This window comes from Microbulbifer sp. 2205BS26-8, assembly GCF_030731025.1.
In the GTDB taxonomy this organism is placed as follows: domain Bacteria; phylum Pseudomonadota; class Gammaproteobacteria; order Pseudomonadales; family Cellvibrionaceae; genus Microbulbifer; species Microbulbifer spongiae.
Map to the genome: position 1 here is coordinate 1 of NZ_JAVAMR010000033.1, position 21,102 is coordinate 21,102.

Consider the following 21,102-nt stretch of genomic DNA (forward strand, 5'->3'; position numbering starts at 1 on the left):
ATGTAAATAAGATCGTGGACTTAGCAAATGCACATTGGATTGCTGTCATTGTTAGTGCAGTGATTGCCTTTATAGTAGGTTGGGTAAGGTATTTATCCGAAGCCTAGATTTCCACAACAACCGACACACTTGGCAATAGCTAAGGAGACCAGTTGACTGTAGGCTAGTTAGCTTCTACACAAACAAGCCAGGAACCATATGGGCACCCACACAAACCAGCTGACCCTGCAAACTGTCTTCCGCTCCTGCAGGCTTCTCCGCAATCTGGGGCGGGGCCAACAGACCAAAAGCTTCCTGTGTGGCCGGTATCTCTGACAAGGGGTAGGAAAGTGACGGGGATAGGCTTATTGGGTGGCAAGATTTGGGCTCCTTGCAAATATAAGCCGCTACCCATGAGGTTCTAATCCCGGTTGCGGATTTTGCCGTAACCTGCTCAGTATGCGCGCTCAGTGTAACGTTGTTCATTGATGACCGTCGAACGCTATGCCATTCTTTTCTTGCCGTTGCTGGCTATCTTTTTTAACAACTGTTTGAAGCTGGATGATCGTCCTGTAAGCAGTGTTTCTAAGCCACCTGTTTCCCTATTTCCTGTCCTCTCCATCGCCACCAACCGCGATCAGGTGCGGGAGGATAGTCAAGACTCGTTCGGGGTTACACCCATACAGCTCGTATCTTTTGCTTACCTTGAAAACGATACTAAAGTCGCCAGTACCTGGCGTCGCTGGATTTGATCAGCAAACGCAAGTCGTGGCCATCGGTGAGCCACTGGTCTTTGTTGCCCGGCTTCGCCTGTTTGATGTGTGTGTCTGTTAGGGGCATTGGTGCTAGCAAATTCTATATTGAACCAGGTAGCATCGGATGAGAACGAACGGGAGTGGAATACTTTGGACTGTATAGAGAGCAAATAGCCCCGGTTTACGGGGCTTTGCGGAGGATTTCGAACTTCTATGAACTTTGATGTGGTGCCCAGGGCGGGACTTGAACCCGCACGAGCATAGCTCACTACCCCCTCAAGATAGCGTGTCTACCAATTCCACCACCTGGGCAAAACTCTTACTGCTGTTCCTCTGTTTCCGGTTTTGGATCAACCGGCGCTTGTTGTGAACCGTTACTTTGCTCGGGTACCTGGGGGACATCACCGGCCTCCAAGTCTGCTTCAAGCTGCGGGATATCTTCGATCTCAGGCAGCTCCGTAGCCGGGCCAATCTGCTCAACGGCAGCAGGTATCTGCGGCAGGTCCGCATCCATGTCGACATTCGCACCCTGGCGGGCCAAAATAGCCAGGCCGAAGCTGGTCACGAAGAACACTGTGGCAAGAATCGCTGTCAGATGCGAAAAGAAATTCCCGCTTCCCTGACTGCCAAAAACAGTCTGTGAGGCACCGGCACCAAAAGAAGCACCCGCTTCAGCGCCTTTACCCTGTTGCAACAAAATCAGGCCGATAATACTCAGCGCGGTCAGAACATGTACAATTAATACCAATTTTTCCATTTTCTGGAAACTCTCTATCTGGGTTTGCCAACCCGTTATTCAGCCTTCCTGACTGTAACTATACAGCAGCACGGCATATCCCCGCGAACTCTCTCGCATCGAGTGAAGCGCCACCTACCAGGGCGCCATCAATATCAGCCTGCGCAAACAGTGCACTGGCGTTGGCGGATTTTACACTACCGCCATACAAAATCTGTACTTTGGAGCCAACATCGCCCAACTGGGTACGGATAAACTTATGGACACTCTGCGCCTCTTCAGGAGAAGCGGTTTTGCCTGTGCCTATGGCCCACACCGGCTCGTAGGCCACAACCGAGCGTTTCCAGGCATCCTCTTCAATCACCGCTTTCACTGCCTGTAACTGCGAGGCGACCACTTCCAGAGTATGCCCTTGATCCCGCTCTTGCAGGGTTTCACCCACACAGAGAATGGGGATCAAATTGACCGCTTGAGCGGCTACAAATTTTTTTGCCACCAGCTCACTGGTTTCATGGTAAAAGCTGCGCCGCTCGGAATGCCCGACAATGACATAGCGTACATTGCAATCCAGCAGCATATGTGCGGAAACCTCACCGGTAAAAGCCCCATCGAGCTCATGGCTGAGGTTTTGCCCACCCACTGCAAAACTGCCTTTTTCCTCGGCGGCCCGGGCAGCCAGAGAGAGGTAGGGAAAGGGCGGGCATACCACAACATCCGCGGAAACGCTCTCCAACTCGAGATCGGTGAAGAAACGCTCGGCAAAGGTACGATTGCCGTTCATCTTCCAGTTGGCTGCTACCAGCGATATTCGCATGTGGGCTCCTTCAAGGGGCGCAAATCTTAGCGGCTATGCCGCCAACATACAAGCCAAAATATCCGGCCTGGTTACCCATCGGCAGTAGCGGATTCCCCTGTTATCCCCAGACGGTATCAGCTGTTCCCAACCCGCTCTACCACAGAGGCAATATGCTTTGCCAGCTGCTCCACCTGAACACGGTCACGCCCTTCAACCATCACCCGGATCAGGGGTTCGGTACCGGAGGGGCGCAGCAATACCCGGCCACTTTGGGCCAGTTGCAGTTCAGCATCACTGACCGCGGATTGCACATCTGAATGCTCCAGCACGCCATCCCGATGCCTGAGTCGCACATTCACCATGTGCTGGGGAAGCATTTTCATACGCGCCTTCAACTGGTGCAAAGGCTCGCCGAAGTCGGACAAGGCCCGCAATACCCGCAGTGCAGCAACAATACCATCCCCGGTAGTTGAGGCGTCGGCACAGATAATATGCCCGGAAGACTCCCCGCCAAGCAGCCAGCCATTGGCCAGCATTTTCTCTAGAACATAGCGATCGCCAACCTTGGCACGCTCAAATGGAATGCTGCGCTCGCCCAGGGCCAGCTCGAAACCATAGTTGCTCATCAGGGTCCCGACGACCCCCTTGCATCCGCCAAGACACTCCTGTTGGTGCAAGGCGATAATAAAGAGCAGCTGGTCGCCATCAATCAGTTCACCATTGCGATCGACAAGTAAGACCCGGTCGCCATCCCCATCGAAAGCCACCCCGAGATCAGCACCCTGTTCCAGTACAGCGTTCCGCAGCTGCCCGGGCTTGGTGGAACCGCACTCCAAATTGATATTCCGCCCATTGGGATCTATGCCAATGGCACTGACCTCTGCACCCAGTTCACGAAATACCTTGGGGGCGATGTGGTAAGTGGCCCCATTGGCACAGTCCAGAACTATTTTGAGCCCCTCCAGGGAGAACCCCCAGGGCGTGGCAGCCTTACAGAATTCAATATACCGGGCGGCTGCATCATCGATGCGCTGTGCCTTGCCGAGATTCTTTGCAGTTTGCATCGGTACATCCAGCACAGCTTCAATCTCCCGCTCAATCTGGTCGGGGAGCTTGCTGCCCGTGGCACTGAAAAATTTGATACCGTTATCCTGGTAGGGATTGTGCGAAGCGCTGATCACAATACCTGCGCGCGCATGGAAAGTGCGCGTGAGGTAGGCAATGGCCGGTGTCGGCATCGGGCCGAGCAGCCCAACATCCACCCCGGCATTAATCAGGCCAGCTTCTAGCGCCGCCTCGAACATATAGCCCGACACCCGGGTATCCTTGCCAATCAGGATATTGGGGCGCCCCGGACGTTTCTCTCCCGGCAATTTACCTAACACCATGCCGGCGGCATAGCCCAGCCGCAACATGAAATCCGGGGTAATGGTGCCCTCACCGACACGTCCACGAATACCGTCGGTGCCAAAATACTTTCTCTCCATACCTCTTCCCGATTATGTGTTTGGCCGCTTTTTGCGCGGCTGGTGAAAGTCACATTTGCACCCCGGCGGCTCGGAGTCACTGTGATGGCAAAGCCGCCTAGACCTCGCAATCCACCATTTGCCGCAGGCGCAGCGCATCAACTGTCTCGGCCACATCGTGCACCCGCAAAATTCTTGCCCCTCGCTGGGCGGCGAGCATGGCCAGTGCAAGACTGCCGGGCAGGCGCTGATCCACCTCCCGCTGCAACAGGCGGCCAATCATCGACTTGCGTGACAGCCCGGCCAGTATGGGCATATCCGGTGGAGCCAGCAGTGACAGGCTGCGCAACAGCGCCAAGTTGTGCGCATCGGACTTACCAAAACCGAAACCCGGGTCCAGAATCAGACGCTGCCGGTTGATGCCCTGGGCTTCACAGGCACTTACCCGACTCTTTAAATAGGCAGCCACCTCCTCTACCACATTGGCGTAGGCAGGGGCGCTTTGCATGGTGCCCGGCTGCCCCTGCATATGCATCAGGCAAATGGGCAAACCTGTTTCAGCTGCCGCCTCCAAAGCACCGGGACGCTCTAAAGCCCGCACATCGTTAATCAATCCGGCGCCCTCAGCGGCAGCTGCCCGCATCACCGCAGGTGTACTGGTATCGACAGAAACAACAACGCCAAAATTCGCACAGATAGCCTCCACCACCGGCACCACCCTGTCCAGCTCTTGCTGTTCCGATACCGGGGTGGCCCCTGGGCGAGTGGATTCCCCCCCCACATCAATGATTGCAGCCCCCTCACCCAGCATTTGCCCGGCACGGCGCAGCGCCAGGGACAGATCCAGATGCCCAGCAGTGTAGTAGCTGCCACCATCGGAAAACGAGTCCGGGGTTGCGTTCAGTACACCCATGACCACGGGTGCAGACAAATCCAGGGTGTATTTTCCACAGGTAATGTTCATAGGCAGTGATAAAAAAACGGAATACCGGGGCAGAACAGGCTAGCGCCTCAATTCCTGCCGGGCATTCCGTCGGTATCGTGTGAGTTTTTCGCCTGAAACTCAGTGGCCGTTCAGGGGGCCACCCACAGGGTTGCTTTTGTCGGTCACAGGAGGCGATTCTTTAGCTTCTTTTTCACCGCTGGAATTGCTGCCGCCGGAACCAAAGTTATTGTCCTGCCAATCTTTCGGCGGACGCACCTTGCGGCGTGCCATCAGGTCGTCTACCTGCTCGGCATCTAGGGTTTCATATTCCATCAGCGCATCCTTCATCGCCTCAAGGATATCCCGGTTCTCCTCCAGCAGTTTACTGGCCCGCTCATAGCAGCTATCTATAATGCGGCGCACTTCCGCCTCAATTTCATAGGAGGTCTTGCCGGATACCGGGTTGCTGTGTCCGGGCTGGCCGCTCTCGTCTTCACCATAGTGCAGGGGCCCCAGCTTCTCAGAGAGACCCCACTTGGTGACCATATTGCGCGCCAGGTCGGTGGCCCGCTCAATATCGTTGGAAGCACCGGTAGTGACCCCATCAATCCCTAGGGTCATTTCTTCGGCAATGCGACCGCCAAACAGGGAGCACAGCTGCGACTCAATGGCGCGCTTGGAGAGGCTGTATTTGTCCTCCTCCGGCAAAAATTGGGTGATGCCCAAAGCGCGGCCACGGGGAATGATGGTGACTTTGTGCACTGGGTCATGCTCGGGCACCAGGCGACCGATAATCGCGTGGCCCGCCTCATGATAGGCGGTATTGACCTTTTCCTTCTCATTCATGACCATGGATTTACGCTCTGCGCCCATCATGATCTTGTCACGGGCCCGTTCGAATTCATCCATGGTGACGGTGCGTTTGTTGGCGCGGGCGGCAAACAGTGCTGCCTCATTGACCAGATTGGCCAGGTCTGCACCGGAAAAACCGGGCGTACCCCGTGCGATTGTCTGCGCATTCACCTTGTCATCCAGCGGCACCTTGCGCATATGCACCTTGAGGATCTGCTCACGGCCACGGATATCCGGCAGACCCACAAACACCTGGCGGTCGAACCGGCCGGGACGCAATAGGGCGTGGTCGAGCACATCCGGACGGTTGGTGGCGGCAATCACGATCACCCCTTCATTGCCCTCAAAGCCGTCCATCTCAACCAGCAGCTGATTCAGGGTCTGCTCTCGCTCGTCATGGCCACCACCGACACCGGCACCCCGGTGTCGGCCAACGGCATCAATTTCATCAATAAAGATAATACAGGGTGCCTGCTTCTTGGCCTGTTCAAACATATCCCTTACACGGGAGGCGCCCACGCCCACAAACATCTCCACAAAGTCGGAGCCGGAAATGGAGAAGAACGGGACCTTGGCCTCACCGGCAATGGCCTTGGCCAGCAGGGTTTTGCCCGTACCGGGAGGGCCACACATCAGCACCCCGCGGGGGATATTGCCGCCCAGGCGCTGGAATTTGGTGGGGTCGCGCAAAAACTCCACCAGCTCCTGCACTTCCTCCTTGGCCTCATCCACGCCTGCCACATCGGCGAAAGTTGTCTTGATCTGATCCTCACCCAGCAGGCGCGCCTTGCTCTTACCAAAAGCCATCGGGCCGGAGCGGCCACCGGCACCCCCCTGCATCTGGCGCATAAAGAACATAAATACCGCAATAATGATCAAAATCGGGAAGCTGGCGACCAACAGCTGTTGCCAGATACTCGGGGATTCCGGTTCGCGTCCGATGAACTGCACATTGCTGCGCACCAGCTCATTGGTCAATTCGTCATCTATGATTTGCGGCTGTATGGTCTTGAAGCGGCTGCCATCGGCCTTCTCACCAGTGATCACCAGGCCATCTACAACCACACTTTTTATCTGGCCTGACTGCACATCCTGAACAAAGTCGGAATAGCTGAGAGCCTCATCCCGGGATTGTGGTTTGAAGTTCTGAAACACCATCAGCAGGACCGCTGCGATGACCAACCACAGTACCAGGTTTTTCGCCATATCATTCAAAGGGATAGCCCTCTCGCTTTCGCACTCAATATCCGTCTATTTCGGCAACACTGGTAACATCGCTACCGGTTCAAACCAGTATAGGCGCGGAGGGCAACAGCCCGAACCGCCAATACACGGTTGCTTATACCATACCAGGCACGCAGACCCGAAATGCGCCCCGCCCTAGCCGCCCTTGAATCCCCGCGCCACCACATATACCTCGCGGGAACGGGGTCTGGAGGCGCCGGGCTTACGGGTCACAACACTGTTGTAACTGGCTCGCAGGTCGCGGATCAGCGCATCGAACCCCTCACCCTGAAAAACCTTGGCGACAAAAGCACCACCCGGTTTCAATACCTGACGTGCCAAATCCAGGGCCAGCTCCACCAGGTACATGGAGGCGGGCTGATCCACATCACGTATTCCACTCATATTGGGGGCCATATCAGAAATCACAAGGTCCGCCATCTCCTCGCCAAGGTGCTGCAAGAGCTTGCTGAGCACCCACGCCTCGGTAAAGTCACCCTGAATGAAGTCCACACCAGCCAGTGGATCCATCGGCAGTATGTCTGACGCCAAAACCCGACCTTTGTGCCCCACCAGTGTCGCGGCCACCTGGGACCACCCCCCTGGCGCTGTCCCCAGATCAATCACGGTCATACCCGGCTTGAACAGGCGGTCCCTGTTTTGCAGCTCCAGCAATTTATAGCTGGCACGGGAACGGTAGCCCTCCTTCAGGGACTGCTTGACGTATTGGTCATTAAAATGCTCACGCAACCAGCGGTGGCTGCTCTTGGATCGGCCCATCGGGTACAATACCTACACATCACAACTAAATGGTAAAGCGGCCCCAGGCCGCGATCTGACTCGCCATGCAGCTGCCGGCGAGGATTGCGATCTGCGACCGCTTCCACATCGATATCCAACAAGTGGTAAATGGAGTATTGTATGCCTTTAACCGCCCACCGCAAAAAAGCACTGCGCAGCCTGGGCCACAACCTCAAGCCGGTGGTGACCATAGCTGGCAACGGGCTCAGCGAGGGCGTGAGAGAGGAGCTGGATCGGGCGCTTGAGGATCACGAACTGATCAAGGTCAAACTAATGATCGCCAACCGCGAGGAACGCCACCAACTGGTGGACGCACTCTGTGAACAGTCCTCATGCGAACTGGTACAGGAAATTGGCAAGATTGCGCTGATATACCGCGCTGCGCAAAAACCGGATATTCGAAAATCCAACTTATTGAAATAAAGAATCTGCTGCAGTCAAAGCCGCTCGCTTAAAAAACCTTAACGATTCAGGTGTCAATACACAACAGACTTGCCTGCTGAAAGACCAATGCAAGGTCCAGTTTATCGCAACTCTGGGCCCATACCCTGACAACTCTGCCCGCTGGCTTTTGATTTTTTGGGCCGTGTAAGCCGTTCATCTCTGGCATAAGAGGCACTATCCCCGTCAGTATCTGGATTAAAGGATTGGTTTCAAACGCAAACTCCTGCGCAGTGATCAGACCATTAGAATCTTCTTCAGAAATGCCACTCAAGGCGACTTGAAGCTCTCAAAACTTGGGCAGCCCGAGATCATCCTGATCGCGACCATAAACTGGCTTTAATAAAAATCAGTCTTCGCCAAGAACCCTGATCAACATCGACACTGCCCTGCGCCACATCAGTTAGGTAGCCTGAACGCTACAAAGTGAAATAATCACAAACTCCGGCGATCAGATCCGGGCGCCACCATCAATATCCAGAACACGGCCGGTAACAAAGTCATTTTCAAGGATAAAAGCCACAGTGGAGGCAATTTCCTCCTGCTCCCCCAGGCGGCGTAAAGGCACTTTTTTGACCAGGCCCTGCAGAATCTCGGGGCGCATCTGCGCAACCATCTCTGTGCCAATAAAGCCCGGGGCGATGGCCGCAACACGCACACCGTAGCGGGCCAGCTCGCGAGCCCAGGTCACTGTCATGGCCGCAACTCCTGCCTTACTTGCGGAGTAATTTGTCTGCCCCATATTGCCGGCCCGGGACAAGCTGGAAATATTTATCATCACGCTGCCTTTGCCGCTTTCGGCCATAATACCCGCGGCAGCGCGGCCACAGAGAAAAACGCCAGTCAGATTGACATCAATCACCGACTGCCATTGGGAGAGGGACATGCGATCGGTGACTTTACCCTCCTTGTATTTGATCAGCATGCCATCACGCATAATCCCGGCGTTATTAATCAATACCTGCAGGCCGCCAAAGTCCTGGGCAATTTGGCTGAAACCGGTATCCACCGCTTCTTCATTGGCGACATTCATGTCATAACTGCGCACTTCTGCAGCGAACTTTTTACAGGAGGAAACACTTTGTTCCAATCCCGCTGCATTAACATCAATCAGCGCTAGACGGGCGCCGCGCTCCGCCAGGTACAAGGCCATTGCACGCCCCAACCCCTGGCCTGCACCAGTAATCGCCACTATGCTGTCGGCAATTTGCATGTTGAACTCCTTATTTCCAATTTCTGGATTTCCCGCGATCCAATCAGTCTTGTAACCTTTGCCCGATGAGCACCTTTGAAATACCGTTGACCTGTACGGAACGCATGTCTTTCAAAAGCAGGCACCGGCCTGGAACCGGCAGCAGGTTCAACCCGTGCCACTTTGTCCAGACGACCTGTTTGGTTATTTCTAATTAAGGCAGAAGGGAAGAATACCCCTCTTCCAGGATCGTATGCGGCATGGATACCCACTTACGAACATACAGGGACCTATTCACCGTGCGGCTTGATGCTGCGGAGCACTACCATTGGTATCCAACACCCACCGTCACCCGGGTGTCTTCTTTTTGGCTTTGCAAAGATGGGGTATTGTCGTACTGCCAATGATAGCCAATTTCCATCAATACCCCCTCCACCAGGGGAGTGCGCAGTCCCACTTTGGCATTCGCCTGGTAGTCATCGCTGTGATCCAGTGATTGCAGCGTTTCCTGGTCAAAATACACTTCCGGCCCCATAGCAAATTTATAATGGTAATTCATTGCCAAACGCCCCGCCACATAGCGGTCATCCTGGTCTTCGCTCAATGCTTCATCGATAAACTCTTCCTTCAGGCTGCTGACACCGCCTTCCAGAGAAAATGCCGTCTTGTCTGTATCGTAAAACAGATAACCGAGACCGAGGCCCATCTTTGTCCCCAGGTCCAGATTTCTGGCCTCCTCACGCTCCAGTGCGCTGTTCGCCGCAGCAAACCACTTTTCTGCGAAAATCCAACGCAGCCCGTAGGTCAGCTGGTATTTTTCCAGGACATCCTCCTCCTCACTGCCCTGACCCCGATAGAGGGCACCAATCAAATGGTGAACGTCTCCGGCGCGCACATCCAGATTGATATTTGCATCCAAATCTTCGCGCTCGCGGTTGCCCCGTTCAAACACTCCACCGGCACTGACACCACCGTGAAAAACCACCGGGTTGTTGACAAAGTAAGTGTAGGGCTCTGCGCGCTCCACACCCAGGAAATCAATAAACCAGCCTTCCCCCGCAGCGCAATAAAGCTCCCAGCGCTCCTGACGGTGCCCTGCCAGCGTACAGGGCCCCTCGCGCCCGGCAATTTTCAGCTCGGTATCAATATCCATTGAAACAACCTGGGTTTTATTCACCTTGACCTCACCAAAGGTCTCGGATTTCCAGACCACCTGGTTTTTATCCACCAGTATCAGCGCTCCCTGAATCCGATCGCCATTCTCGAGCGTGAGTACACCTGCCAGGACCTGTAACGGAGCCAAGCAGAGGAATGTGTGTATGCAGGACTTGAAAAAGTGTATCGATAAAACCACAGGGAAAACCAGCAGGAAACATCTGTTTTAGTAGCGCAATAATGCCACAGTCGGAATACTGTGACACAGTGTGACAATCTGCGGCCTTGCCACAGGCGCCGGTATGGAGCTTTTTCCGATATCCAGCTAGCAACTTTACTGTTGCTATTTCGTCAAATCCGCACCTAATATACGATAAAAGGCAGAAGCATGAGGTTTTTGTGCCAACATCTACCCCATCCAACAGCCCATCAGTCGAAAGCAGTGCGCTCTCCAGAATATGTCGCGTTCTGAACGCTATCCCCAGTGGTCGAGTGGTCACATATGGTGATCTGGCCGAGATGGCCGGCTACCCGCGGGCGGCCCGGCTGGCTGGCGGGGTGTTGCGCAAGCTGCCCAAGGACACGCAGCTGCCCTGGCACAGGGTCATCAATGCCCAGGGGCGCATCTCATTGCCGGAGCCCGGCGCCTCCCGCCAGCGCAGGCGCCTGGAAGATGAGGGGGTCACCTTCCTGAAAGGCCGGGTGGATATGACCAGGTACCGCTGGCTCCCCTAAATGCATTGCCACAAGTCTGCCGCCCTAGCGCATTCCGCCCAAGGGAGCACTGGTAAGCCCATCAGCATCCGTGGGGTCTCTATGCCGCCTCACCATTACCTCGCCAGGGGGCAACGGCGAACAGCAGCAACATTCCCGGAACCGCCAGAGCAGCACACAGCAAAAAGAAATTGGTCCATCCCATAAACTCCACCAGAAAGCCTGTTGTCGCATTCACAAGCGTTCTCGGCAGTAAAGTCAAGGCACTGAACAAAGCAAATTGTGTAGCCGTGTGCAATTTACTGGTTGTGCGGGCGATAAAGGCAATGAGCACCGCTGTACCGAGCCCAACCCCCAAATACTCAAAGGCAATAACGACCGCTAAAAGCCAGAGGCTGGGGTTGAAGCCGGATGTTCCCACCAGTTCCCCATTGACCTCTGACAAGATCATAAAGCCAAAAATGGATAGAAACTGAACAACGCCAAAAATCCACAGGCATTTGTTGATGCCGATCCGCACAATCAGCAAGCCACCAAAAAAGCCGCCGATCGCGGCTGGCCAGAGACCGGCATTTTTAGCCACAATACCAATATCTGTCTTGGAGTACCCCATATCCAGGTAGTAGGGGGTGGCCAGTGCCGTAGCCATGTTGTCGCCGAGCTTGTACAGGAACATAAACGCCAGCACCAGGAGTGCTTGCTTGACGCCATTGCGATTGAAAAATTCCACAAATGGCAGCACTATGGCGTCGCGAAGTGTGCCAGGTCGCGCGGCCGGATGTTTTGGCTCATCAACCGCCAGTGTCATAAAAACGGCAATCAGCATAAATGCGGCGGTGATCCAAAACACCTGATTCCAGGCCAGGTGATCCGACAGGATCAGGCTCAGGGAGCCGGGAACAAGTCCGGAAATCCGGTAGGCATTTGCATAAAAGGAGTTGCCCAGCCCCAGTTCTCGATCCGGCAGGATTTCCCGGCGAAAGGCATCCAAGACGATATCCTGGCTGGCACTGAAAAATGCGACTCCAAGGCACAGTACCGCAATGGTCCAGATATTGAATTGGGGATTGAACATCCCCATTGCACCAATACAAATAATCAGCAGAAGCTGCATCACCAGCATCCAGCCGCGCCGCCGCCCCAAAATAGGAAAGGCGTATCGCTCCATAAGCGGCGACCAGAGAAATTTCCAGGTGTAGGGCAACCCCAGCAGGGCAAAAATGCCGATCGTTGCCAAGTCCACCCCCTCGGAGCGCAGCCAGGCCGGTACCAATTGTATCAGTACATAAAATGGCATTCCCGAGGCAAAGCCTGTGCCGATACAGATCAGCATACGCCGATTGAATACCGCTTCCCTGACCGTTGCGTGCGTCATAATTTATCGCTTATTACTTGTTAAACTTCAGGAACCGTACTCGACACCAGGCCGCTTAGCGCCCCCACAGCACCTCAAGCTCAGCCTCGGCCAGTTTATTCGCGTTCACATGAAAGCCCACCTTGGCCGGAGAAGCATTTTCATCCAGTGGTAATGACTCCACCTTTAAGGCAAATACCTGGAAACGATAGCGGTGATCGCCGTGCCCTTTGGGCGGGCAGGCACCACCATATCCCAGATTCCCATAGTCATTACTGACCTGGATCGCCTCCGGGATCAAGCCGTTTTTCAGGTCACCGGCGCCCTCTGGCAGGCTGGTGGTATCCGCGGGAATATTGAACACTACCCAGTGCCACCATCCACTGCCAGTGGGTGCATCCGGATCGTATACCATGACCGCATAACTTTTAGTGCCTTCGGGAGCCCCTTTCCAACTGAGCTGGGGAGACAGATTTTCCCCACCACAACCGCCATAGACATGTGCCAGCGGCATTTTTTGCCTGGGGCTGAGGGAACTGGATGAAAGCGCCAACTGGCCGGCATGGGATATCATAGCCATCAGTAAAAGTGCAGACGCCACAAGGCCCTTGGCGAGGTTGCGGCAATGTAAACGGCAAAATCCAAAGTGCATAGCCAAAACTCCCATTGTTACTCTCCCACAGTGGCCAGCAGCCCGGAGACCCTGTCCAGATCCAGGTTGCCGCCCGTCAAGACAATTGCGATATGTTTATTGCGAAAGCGAGCCCCGTGTTCCAGTACTGCAGCGAAACCCACTGCGGCAGAGGGCTCCACCAGTTGTTTAGTGCGGGTCCACAACAATCCCATGGCCCGCACAATACCATTTTCTGATACTGTCACAATATCCCGTACAGTGCGGCGAATTATCGTATAGTTCCTGCGCCCGAGTGTTGTACGCAGGCCATCGGCAATCGTCTGCGGTTTCTTGCCGGTAATGTGCACACCGCCACGCAGTGAGCGCTGGGCATCATCGGCACCGACGGGTTCGGCACCAATAACCAGCATATCCGGGGCCAATGCCGCCATTGCCAGGCCGATACCCGCGAGCAAGCCACCACCACCGACAGGCGCCAGAATCACATCAGGAGTAAAGCCCTGTTCACGGCATTGCTGCACAATTTCCAAGGCAACGGTGCCCTGTCCGGCGATAATGCGACTGTCATCATATGGCGGTACTACATGGGCCCCAGTTTGCCGCACCACCGCCTGCAGGGTCGATTCCCGTTCCGCCAGACTGGGACCACAGGGAACGATTACCGCACCATACCCCTCGACCGCCGCGCGCTTCGCTCTGGGTGCGGTCTTGGGCATCACCACCGTACAGGATAACCCGCGCGCCGCCGCGGCCCAGGCCAGGGCGGCGCCGTGATTGCCGGAGGAGTGGGTTGCCACAGCCACCGTCCCTTCCGGCAGCCGGGACAGGGCATTGGCTGCACCACGTGCCTTGAAGGCCCCCACTTTCTGCATATGCTCACATTTAAACCACACATTGGCACCACTCAGCCGATCCAGTTGCTGGGAGCGTATCAGTGGGGTTCGGTGGATTGTTCCGGCTATATTTTGTGCGCCAGAAAAAACGTCAGCGCTGGTAGGTAAGTCATTTCGGTCTGGGGGCATAGTACTTGTTATCTTTCTAGTTGAGTGCCGTATATACCAAGCCATTGCCCCGCAAACCAGCAGCACAGGTCCTGTACAGGCCAGCAATCCAGAAAGTCATTCATGGGCTTTGATCAACTCCCTTGAAAGACTGACACATCTGTGGGCAGAGGCTTGGTGTTTAAAGAGGCGCGCTAGAACCTACCTGCTCAACATTCGCAGCCATTTTAACTTTCCAGAAGTACCGGGAGCATAGACAAGTCTGCATTCAGGATATTTCCGCGTTTTATCACCGCCTGAAAGTGGCTGAAGATGTTGAAGCCATACCCATCCTGGCAGAAGCTCCTGCCACTGTTACTCACGCCTGAAACAGCCAACGCTCGGCCAGCGTAAATATCCTATCGTCGTTTACGCTGATATTACCGGAACCGCACAGGAATAAGACTACGATGACCATTTCCATCACTGAGTGTAACCGGCACGGTTGACCGCAGAACCCTTGCCAGAAACTCTCAGCAGATGCACGCTGTCAGGTATCATCCTGTGGGAAGGTAGCTTGAAGTGATACGGCCAGCGAAAAACTCCCAGGCAATAAAAGTGCTGTATCGGATTTGCTCACATACACTTTGGTAAAGCTCCATGGTATCAGGCAAATAACACTACCAGCGCCAAGGCGGTCACCCACAGCAGTAGGGCTCTGGACAGCAGGGCCTGCAGGCCCTCAATCTGCGCACCACACTGGCGCTGGGCCTGTGACAAATCTCCAGCGGCTCCACATTCACTGGCATCAATCCCACCCAGGGCACCTTCGAGATAGGCTTCCAGCACCTGAGCCGTATCCCGCTCGTGACACATCAGGCATTGGCGCCAGGCGCGGTGACACCCAGCAAAATTGCCGACAATTGCGAAACTGATTCCCATTACCCTGACCGGCAACCACTCAAGCAGCCACAGCCAGCGTCCTGCAGTACCATCCCGATCCGTATTGCCACTGCGCTGTGCATACAGAGCACTCAAGCGAAATAGCAGCGCCCCCGGCATACCCAACACAATAAACCAGAATAAAACCGCAAACAGGCGCTCGAAAGCGCAATAGGCCGCACCGCGGAATACCTGCTCATGCAGTTGCCTGCCATCCGCCGGCTGCTCGTGCAGCTCTTTCAGCAGCGGTGAGGCGACCTCGGCAGCAGCAGTCAGATCACCACGGTACCACTCACAGAGATAGTTGGCCAAAACAGTATGAAAGTCACCCCGACCCAGGCAGTAGAGCAGCAGTGGCACGCCTGCTACCAGCAGCCCAAGCCCACCCGCAACGGATTGTGCCACGAGCATGAGCACTGCCACCGCAAGTACTGGAGGCAGTAGGGTGGCAGCAAGCAAAAATCCGGCATGGCCCCGCAACGGTGCCAGATTGTCCAGGCGTTCACACCACTTGGCAAACCAATCATCGCGGTGTATGGAAGCGCCGGACCCCCAGATTTGTACCAGTGCCAACGTGAATAAAACAATTAGAAGAGTCATAGCGATATCGCTTTAGCCTCCAGAGAGGAAGGCAGGGAACCAAGGAAAGTGCTGCGCCCCCTATTTATACCCAACCAGGGCAGGCGCCAGCCCCAATAACAACGGGATTGTAACGGTGCTGATTGCCGATACACCAGCAGCGGGTGAAAGAAGCCGTTACTGTGCAGTCTCGTGAAGTTCGCGCAGGTAGCGCTCCCAGTCAAATCCGGGGCCGGGATCTAACTTGCGCCCTGGAGCTATATCGGAGTGCCTGGCAATTCTATCGAAATCTATAGAGGGATAAGCCTGCATCACAGCCGCACTGACCTCTGTCAGTGCACAGTACTGAGCATCGGTATAAATATCGGTATCCAGCCCCTCCAACTCAATGCCAATAGAAAAATCGTTACAATTGCTGCGGCCTTCGAATTCAGACCTGCCCGCATGCCAGGCGCGCCGGTCCAAGGGGACATACTGTGTGACGATACCATCGCGGTCGATCAGGATATGGGCCGAGACCTGTAAAGCGACGATCTCAGTAAAATAGGGATGGGCGTCGATATCCAACTGCCCCAGAAAGAAAGCATCGATATAGGGCCCGCCGTATTGTCCCGGTGGCAAACTGATGCTGTGGACCACCAGGAGATCCACAGGGCAGTTTTCGGGCCGCCTGTTGCAGTGGGGACTGGGGACCCGGCGCGCCCCGGACAACCAACCGGCATCCACTTGGTATTTCAATCTGCGATCTCCACTCCAGAGAACCCACCCCCGCCATGTGTCTCAGGGGTTCAGCAGATACCATTTTATGGAAGCGTTGATCGATATGCCAATCCCGTGGAGGCGGCTTGGTTCGATTCACAGCACTCCCCCGTCAGCAATCCGGTTTCCACAGGGGCAACTGAGCTCTCCCCTAGCTCTGCTCGCTGCGCTTCTTGCGCACATTGCCAATCACTGACTGCAGAGCGCGTTCAAACAGCATGCCGTCATCCAGGGGCAGCAGTTGCGCAGAGCGCAGTGCATACGCCAGCTCTAGGCGGCCGAACTCCGCCACCTTGGCGCCATTGCGGTTTACAAAAATAAACTGTTCGATATCGCGGATCACCGCGGCCAGGCGGCAGCGAAACTGCTCTTCTTCCGAACGCTTCAGCTCAAACCAGCTACCCTGGGCCAGGCGGAATGTCATTTGCCAGTGTGGATCGGATTCATCCAGCAATGCCAGCCCCTCCTGTTTGGGTATGGGGGAGACAACCTCCGCCTGTGCGACGGCCTGCTCCAGCTCCTCCATTTGCGGAATGGCAATTTCCTCTGGTCCGGCTATTTGCTCATCCACTGTATGCGTGAGCTTCGATAACCTAGAGTCATCCTTGGGTTGGGTGCCATTGGTCTGTGATGGAGGGGGCTCTGGAGTGGCGGCAGCAGCAGTCCTGTCGACTGTCGTCTCCGCAACCTCCGAATGCTCTGCGGCCGTTGCGGCTCTCACGCCCCGCGCCACCTGCTCCCTAAGCTGGCGCTCGCGCTTTTCACTAAGCTTTTGTGCAAGGGCAAAACGCTCGCGATAGATTTCCTTTAATCCCGCAAACAAGCTGCGCGCCTCGAAAGTTTCGTAAGAGAGCGCCTCAACGCCCTCGCGCAGACGCTCCTGCAATACCGGCAACAAGGTGAGCAGCTGCTTGCGTGCGTCCGGCATCGGCGCCTGCACACTCCATACCAGATCCCGCGCGGTACGCACATCCCGACGCCAGGTTTCGCTTCCGGTACCCTCTTTCACACAGGTGAGAAACAACACGTTGTTCCAGACCTTGTACAGCCAGTCCCGTACAACAGGGGGCAGATCCCGCTCGGCCACCAAGGCATCCATCACCGCAGCCACACGAGCCCGTGCGGCCTGGGTCTTGGCTCGGCCATCGGCCTCGTCCACGATCCGGCGCTCGAGCATTTCCGCGCGTTTGCGCTCCCGCGCAATAAACTTATCCAGGGAAGCCAGCAATACGGAAAAAATCGTTATATCCTGATCAAACTCATTCAGGACGCGCTCAACAATCTGGGACATCTCCCGGTAGAGCGGATCAGACTCATAATTGTCCCCGGACTGCCAGCCCGTCGCGGCGTCCGCCAGTGCATTGAGCAGCTTGCGCGCGGGATGGCCACCTTTGCTGAAAAAAGACTTATCCGCAATCGCCACCTTGAGCAACGGCAGTTGCAGACGCCCGAGCTGGGACTTGATCGGGGTGGCGAGGCTGCGGTCTTCCAGAATAAAGGAAAACAGCATTTCCACCAGCTTGATGACATCGCTGTCCACTTTCGCCAGAGAGGCACTCTGATTCACATCCAGCAGCCGCTGCTGCAGAAGCGCACTCACATCCAGTAACTGCGCGACACCCGAGCCCCGGTAATCGGCCCCGCTTTGCAGGGCTCCCAAATGGGAGAGCAGATCGCCGGCCGCCATGGGGGCTAATCCCGCCGCGGCCGGCACCAGCCCAGGAGCGAAATGCGCAGTGGCCGAGGTATTTACAGGGACATTTGCACCCCCTGTGAGAGGGGCCGCAGCATTTCCAGGAAAAGAAGACCCCGGGTAGGCCGGGCGCTGCCGACTGGTGCGCTGTTGCTCGCGCAGCGAGGGCAGTACTCCCTGCTCTACCAACAATTGATTACAGAATTCATAAAAACCCCGCAGCTGCAGCATCACTTCCTGCTCGAATTTTTTCAGCAGTGTGAGGCGGGCACGAATATGGAGATCCAGCGTCTGTGCGGATGCCACAAAGGCATCGCAGATCACATCTGGACCCAAGGGATTATTCTTATCGTAGACCTTGACCGAATAGAGTGTATTCAGACGTACACAAAGCTCGGCGAGGGGTTCGGCAAAATCACGTTTAGCATTGGCCACCATGGTGTCCGCGGCAACCAGTTGTTCCAGATCATCATTGTGCACCAGCGACAGGCTGTCCGGGGCAAAATCGGGTTCCTGCTGCGGTTCACGACGGATTTGGAAGGCTTGCTCCACATTGCCGACAAAACGATCGACTATGTTGCGGCGCTCCACCCGCAGCAGGCGCAGAGCCTGAAACAGGCCGTCTTGCTCTTCCTGGCCATGGGCGCGTTCGGCCATGGCAAACAGAGAGTCATCCACCTTGCCAAACAGTGCCTTGACCCGCTCGCGCAGTTGGGCACTGGCCTTTTCCTTTAGCAACACAACCGCCGAAGGCAGGACAGCGGGCTTGCCTGCAGTCACCCCTTGTCGCCCCGCGCTTTTCTCGGAAAGGGAAACAACCTTGCTGGATTCACTCATTGCCAAGAGGCCCTTTTCATGCCATCCGGTCTATTGTGTATTTGCTGACATAGAAATCCTGTCGGCCCCGTGAGCCCCGGGCAAACACCCGGACTCGTTTTTGCTGGGATCCCGCTGTGCAGGGGCCGCCCAGTAAAATACGCTTACTATCCTGCGGGAAAAAGCAACAAAGGCTCTTCAGATATCCGAGGCTTCGACGCCATAAACCCAGAGGCTGTGCCCGGTGACTCAATGGGCAATCAGGCAATCCGCTTTCCTTGCCCAGCCAATTCTACTCGTGTTACGACGCACTGTTACACAGTTTCGCGACATATTTGAGAAACCTGTCACAGCAAATTATTGGCCCAGTTGCCAACTGTGAAGGTGGCCACACGGAGTGTGGGCACGCTGCCCTGGACAAACAAATTTCCGTCTCTTTTGGTAAACTGCCACCGCGCTTAACACGAGGTTCCCCGATGCATCCACGAGACAGTGCCATTCCAAAGATCATCCCCGATCTGCAACGGGCTGTGCGCACAGCGCTGGAGGAGGATATTGGCAGCGGCGATATCACCGCGCAGCTGGTCCCCGCCGACCGCAGCGCGCGTGCCCGCGTCACTACCCGGGAGGACTGCATCCTGAGCGGGCGCGCCTGGGTGGAGGAAGTGTTTCAACAACTCGATGCCGAGCTGAAACTACACTGGTACTTTGCCGACGGCGATCGGATAACCGCCAACACCGTCGTGCTCGAACTGGAAGGCAATGCGCGGGCAATGCTCACCGGGGAGCGGACCGCACTGAATTTCCTGCAGACCCTTTCCGGCACCGCCACCACCGCCGCAGAGTTTGCCGCGCAGGCCGCCGGGACCGAAGTGAAAATTCTCGACACCCGCAAAACCATTCCTGGCCTGCGCAGTGCACAAAAATATGCGGTACTGTGTGGAGGCTGCTACAACCATCGCATCGGGCTCTACGATGCCTTCCTGATCAAGGAGAACCACATCGCCGCCGCCGGGGGTATCGATACTGCAGTAGCCCGGGCCAGAGCTCTCAAGCCCGAGGCCCTGGTAGAGATTGAGGTGGAGAGCATCGAAGAACTGCAGCAGGCGCTGAAAAGTGGAGCTGATGTCATTATGCTCGACGAGTTTAACGATTCAGAAACCCGCACCGCCCTGTCACTGGCAAAGGGTCGGGCCAAAATAGAAATTTCCGGAAGCGTGGACCGGGACCGCATAGAACAGCTGGGGGCACTCGAAGTGGACTATATCTCATCAGGCAGCCTGACCAAGCACCTGCGTGCGATTGATCTGTCCCTGCGCATCGATCTCTGAATACTACTGTTTACCGGCAGCGGGCACGGTACCCAAGCGGCGTTTATACCACTCTCAGTGGTGGTGGTGCTCCGGTTCTTCCGACTGCGGGGATTCCGTTGCATCCACCGTGCCGTGACCACTGTGACCGCCGTGCCCCCCATGACCCAGGGCACCCCAGATTGTCCAGAGACCGAACAGCAGGATGGCCGCGGCGAACCCCAGGCGAACACCCGGCTTCTGCACAAGGTTGCGCACCTGTACCGCGGCGGCCCCGGTAGCCAGCATGGCCGGCAGGGTGCCCAGGCCGAAAGCGAACATCGCCATGGCCGAGCGCCCGGCACTGCCCTGGGCCAGGGCGAAAGTCAGTGCGCTATACACTAGACCGCAAGGCAGCCAGCCCCACAGAGAACCCAGTGCAACGGCCTGCCCGGCGGAATGCACTGGCAACAGCTTTGCTGAGAGCGGCTGCAGATAACGCCATACATAGCTGCCCCCTTTCTCCAGCCACACCAGACCGCGCCAGATACCGGCAACATACAGTGCCATGGCGATCAGCATAATGCCCGCCGCAAGCCGCAGTGGCGTGAGCGCCGGAATCACGGCTGCACCCAGAGCGCCGGCCAGTGCCCCCATCAGGGTGTAACTGCCGAGGCGGCCCAGTTGATAAGAGCCCAGCTGCACCCAGGCGGTTTCCCTACCCGGCACAGCCATGCCGAGGGCACCCGAAATGCCCCCGCACATACCGATACAATGGCTACTGCCGAAAAAGCCAATGGCGAGCGCAGCCGCTAGGAATCCCCACTCCTGCACTGGTTACCGCTCCCCGTCACCGTCTGCTGCGGATTGGTCCCGCGCGTCGTCCTCAAACAAAATTCTCCGCCCCTCGGTGTCCAGATCATCGTACTGGCCATTGTTCACCGCCCAGAAAAAAAGCTTGACTGCCAGGGCAACAAACAGCATCGCAATGGGGATCAGGAAGTAGAGACTGTCCACAAT

At 56.0% G+C, this 21,102-nt stretch carries 20 protein-coding genes and 1 tRNA gene; 4 read left to right on the forward strand and 17 right to left on the reverse strand.

Annotated features, from left to right (window positions below; translation table 11 throughout):
- The first annotated feature begins 467 nt into the window (after nucleotides 1–467).
- Complete coding sequence (locus tag Q5Y71_RS11640) at nucleotides 468–731, forward strand: hypothetical protein (protein WP_306042317.1); 264 nt, start codon at nucleotides 468–470, stop codon at nucleotides 729–731.
- A gap of 229 nt (nucleotides 732–960) precedes the next feature.
- Here Q5Y71_RS11640 and Q5Y71_RS11645 read toward each other — a convergent pair.
- From Q5Y71_RS11645 to rlmE, 7 genes are all read right to left on the reverse strand, one after another.
- Nucleotides 961–1,046, reverse strand: a tRNA-Leu gene (locus Q5Y71_RS11645).
- Between the two features lie 7 nt (nucleotides 1,047–1,053).
- Nucleotides 1,054–1,491: a preprotein translocase subunit SecG gene (gene secG, locus Q5Y71_RS11650; protein ID WP_306042318.1), complete on the reverse strand. Its 438-nt coding sequence runs from the start codon at nucleotides 1,489–1,491 to the stop codon at nucleotides 1,054–1,056.
- A 58-nt stretch (nucleotides 1,492–1,549) separates the two neighbouring features.
- A complete protein-coding gene (tpiA, locus tag Q5Y71_RS11655) occupies nucleotides 1,550–2,284 on the reverse strand; it encodes a triose-phosphate isomerase (protein ID WP_306042319.1) in 735 nt (244 codons plus the stop codon).
- Between the two features lie 116 nt (nucleotides 2,285–2,400).
- Complete coding sequence (gene glmM / locus Q5Y71_RS11660; protein ID WP_306042320.1) at nucleotides 2,401–3,753, reverse strand: phosphoglucosamine mutase; 1,353 nt, start codon at nucleotides 3,751–3,753, stop codon at nucleotides 2,401–2,403.
- Between the two features lie 97 nt (nucleotides 3,754–3,850).
- Nucleotides 3,851–4,696 carry a dihydropteroate synthase gene (gene folP, locus Q5Y71_RS11665; RefSeq protein WP_306042321.1) on the reverse strand — a complete coding sequence of 282 codons (846 nt, stop codon included), beginning with the start codon at nucleotides 4,694–4,696 and terminating at the stop codon, nucleotides 3,851–3,853.
- A gap of 99 nt (nucleotides 4,697–4,795) precedes the next feature.
- A complete protein-coding gene (gene ftsH, locus Q5Y71_RS11670) occupies nucleotides 4,796–6,715 on the reverse strand; it encodes an ATP-dependent zinc metalloprotease FtsH (RefSeq protein WP_301416862.1) in 1,920 nt (639 codons plus the stop codon).
- A 174-nt stretch (nucleotides 6,716–6,889) separates the two neighbouring features.
- A complete protein-coding gene (rlmE, locus tag Q5Y71_RS11675; RefSeq protein WP_306042322.1) occupies nucleotides 6,890–7,513 on the reverse strand; it encodes a 23S rRNA (uridine(2552)-2'-O)-methyltransferase RlmE in 624 nt (207 codons plus the stop codon).
- Between the two features lie 141 nt (nucleotides 7,514–7,654).
- Between rlmE and yhbY the strand changes: the two genes are divergently transcribed.
- On the forward strand, nucleotides 7,655–7,957 hold the full coding sequence (gene yhbY, locus Q5Y71_RS11680; protein WP_301416858.1) for a ribosome assembly RNA-binding protein YhbY: 303 nt from the start codon (nucleotides 7,655–7,657) through the stop codon (nucleotides 7,955–7,957).
- A 469-nt stretch (nucleotides 7,958–8,426) separates the two neighbouring features.
- On the opposite strand, the gene Q5Y71_RS11685 is transcribed toward yhbY, so the two are convergent.
- Both Q5Y71_RS11685 and Q5Y71_RS11690 read right to left on the reverse strand, forming a co-directional pair.
- Complete coding sequence (locus tag Q5Y71_RS11685) at nucleotides 8,427–9,188, reverse strand: SDR family oxidoreductase (protein ID WP_306042323.1); 762 nt, start codon at nucleotides 9,186–9,188, stop codon at nucleotides 8,427–8,429.
- 301 nt (nucleotides 9,189–9,489) lie between these two features.
- On the reverse strand, nucleotides 9,490–10,470 hold the full coding sequence (locus tag Q5Y71_RS11690; RefSeq protein ID WP_306042324.1) for a DUF481 domain-containing protein: 981 nt from the start codon (nucleotides 10,468–10,470) through the stop codon (nucleotides 9,490–9,492).
- 251 nt (nucleotides 10,471–10,721) lie between these two features.
- Here Q5Y71_RS11690 and Q5Y71_RS11695 point away from each other — a divergent pair, with 251 nt between their 5' ends.
- Complete coding sequence (locus Q5Y71_RS11695; RefSeq protein ID WP_371877033.1) at nucleotides 10,722–11,057, forward strand: MGMT family protein; 336 nt, start codon at nucleotides 10,722–10,724, stop codon at nucleotides 11,055–11,057.
- A 79-nt stretch (nucleotides 11,058–11,136) separates the two neighbouring features.
- Here Q5Y71_RS11695 and Q5Y71_RS11700 read toward each other — a convergent pair whose 3' ends face one another.
- The 6 genes from Q5Y71_RS11700 to Q5Y71_RS11725 form a co-directional block, all read right to left on the reverse strand.
- Entirely contained in the window at nucleotides 11,137–12,411 is a 1,275-nt protein-coding gene (locus Q5Y71_RS11700) for an AmpG family muropeptide MFS transporter (RefSeq protein WP_306042325.1), read from the reverse strand.
- Nucleotides 12,412–12,466: 55 nt separating this feature from the next.
- On the reverse strand, nucleotides 12,467–13,057 hold the full coding sequence (locus Q5Y71_RS11705; protein WP_306042326.1) for a YbhB/YbcL family Raf kinase inhibitor-like protein: 591 nt from the start codon (nucleotides 13,055–13,057) through the stop codon (nucleotides 12,467–12,469).
- Between the two features lie 2 nt (nucleotides 13,058–13,059).
- Nucleotides 13,060–14,091 carry a threonine/serine dehydratase gene (locus Q5Y71_RS11710; protein ID WP_371877034.1) on the reverse strand — a complete coding sequence of 344 codons (1,032 nt, stop codon included), beginning with the start codon at nucleotides 14,089–14,091 and terminating at the stop codon, nucleotides 13,060–13,062.
- A 579-nt stretch (nucleotides 14,092–14,670) separates the two neighbouring features.
- Nucleotides 14,671–15,546, reverse strand: coding sequence for a regulatory signaling modulator protein AmpE (gene ampE / locus Q5Y71_RS11715; protein ID WP_306042329.1), 876 nt, complete (start codon nucleotides 15,544–15,546; stop codon nucleotides 14,671–14,673).
- Between the two features lie 156 nt (nucleotides 15,547–15,702).
- The gene (gene ampD / locus Q5Y71_RS11720; RefSeq protein ID WP_306042330.1) at nucleotides 15,703–16,263 is read right to left on the reverse strand and encodes a 1,6-anhydro-N-acetylmuramyl-L-alanine amidase AmpD; all 561 of its coding nucleotides are present in this window, start codon (nucleotides 16,261–16,263) and stop codon (nucleotides 15,703–15,705) included.
- A gap of 172 nt (nucleotides 16,264–16,435) precedes the next feature.
- Nucleotides 16,436–18,814 (reverse strand): DUF1631 domain-containing protein, encoded by a 2,379-nt coding sequence (locus tag Q5Y71_RS11725; RefSeq protein ID WP_306042331.1) that lies wholly within the window; start codon nucleotides 18,812–18,814, stop codon nucleotides 16,436–16,438.
- Between the two features lie 455 nt (nucleotides 18,815–19,269).
- Between Q5Y71_RS11725 and nadC the strand changes: the two genes are divergently transcribed.
- Entirely contained in the window at nucleotides 19,270–20,124 is an 855-nt protein-coding gene (nadC, locus tag Q5Y71_RS11730) for a carboxylating nicotinate-nucleotide diphosphorylase (protein ID WP_306042332.1), read from the forward strand.
- Nucleotides 20,125–20,178: 54 nt separating this feature from the next.
- Here nadC and Q5Y71_RS11735 read toward each other — a convergent pair whose 3' ends face one another.
- The gene (locus Q5Y71_RS11735) at nucleotides 20,179–20,916 is read right to left on the reverse strand and encodes a sulfite exporter TauE/SafE family protein (protein WP_306042333.1); all 738 of its coding nucleotides are present in this window, start codon (nucleotides 20,914–20,916) and stop codon (nucleotides 20,179–20,181) included.
- 3 nt (nucleotides 20,917–20,919) lie between these two features.
- Nucleotides 20,920–21,099 (reverse strand): cbb3-type cytochrome oxidase assembly protein CcoS, encoded by a 180-nt coding sequence (gene ccoS, locus Q5Y71_RS11740; protein WP_306042334.1) that lies wholly within the window; start codon nucleotides 21,097–21,099, stop codon nucleotides 20,920–20,922.
- Nucleotides 21,100–21,102: the final 3 nt, after the last annotated feature.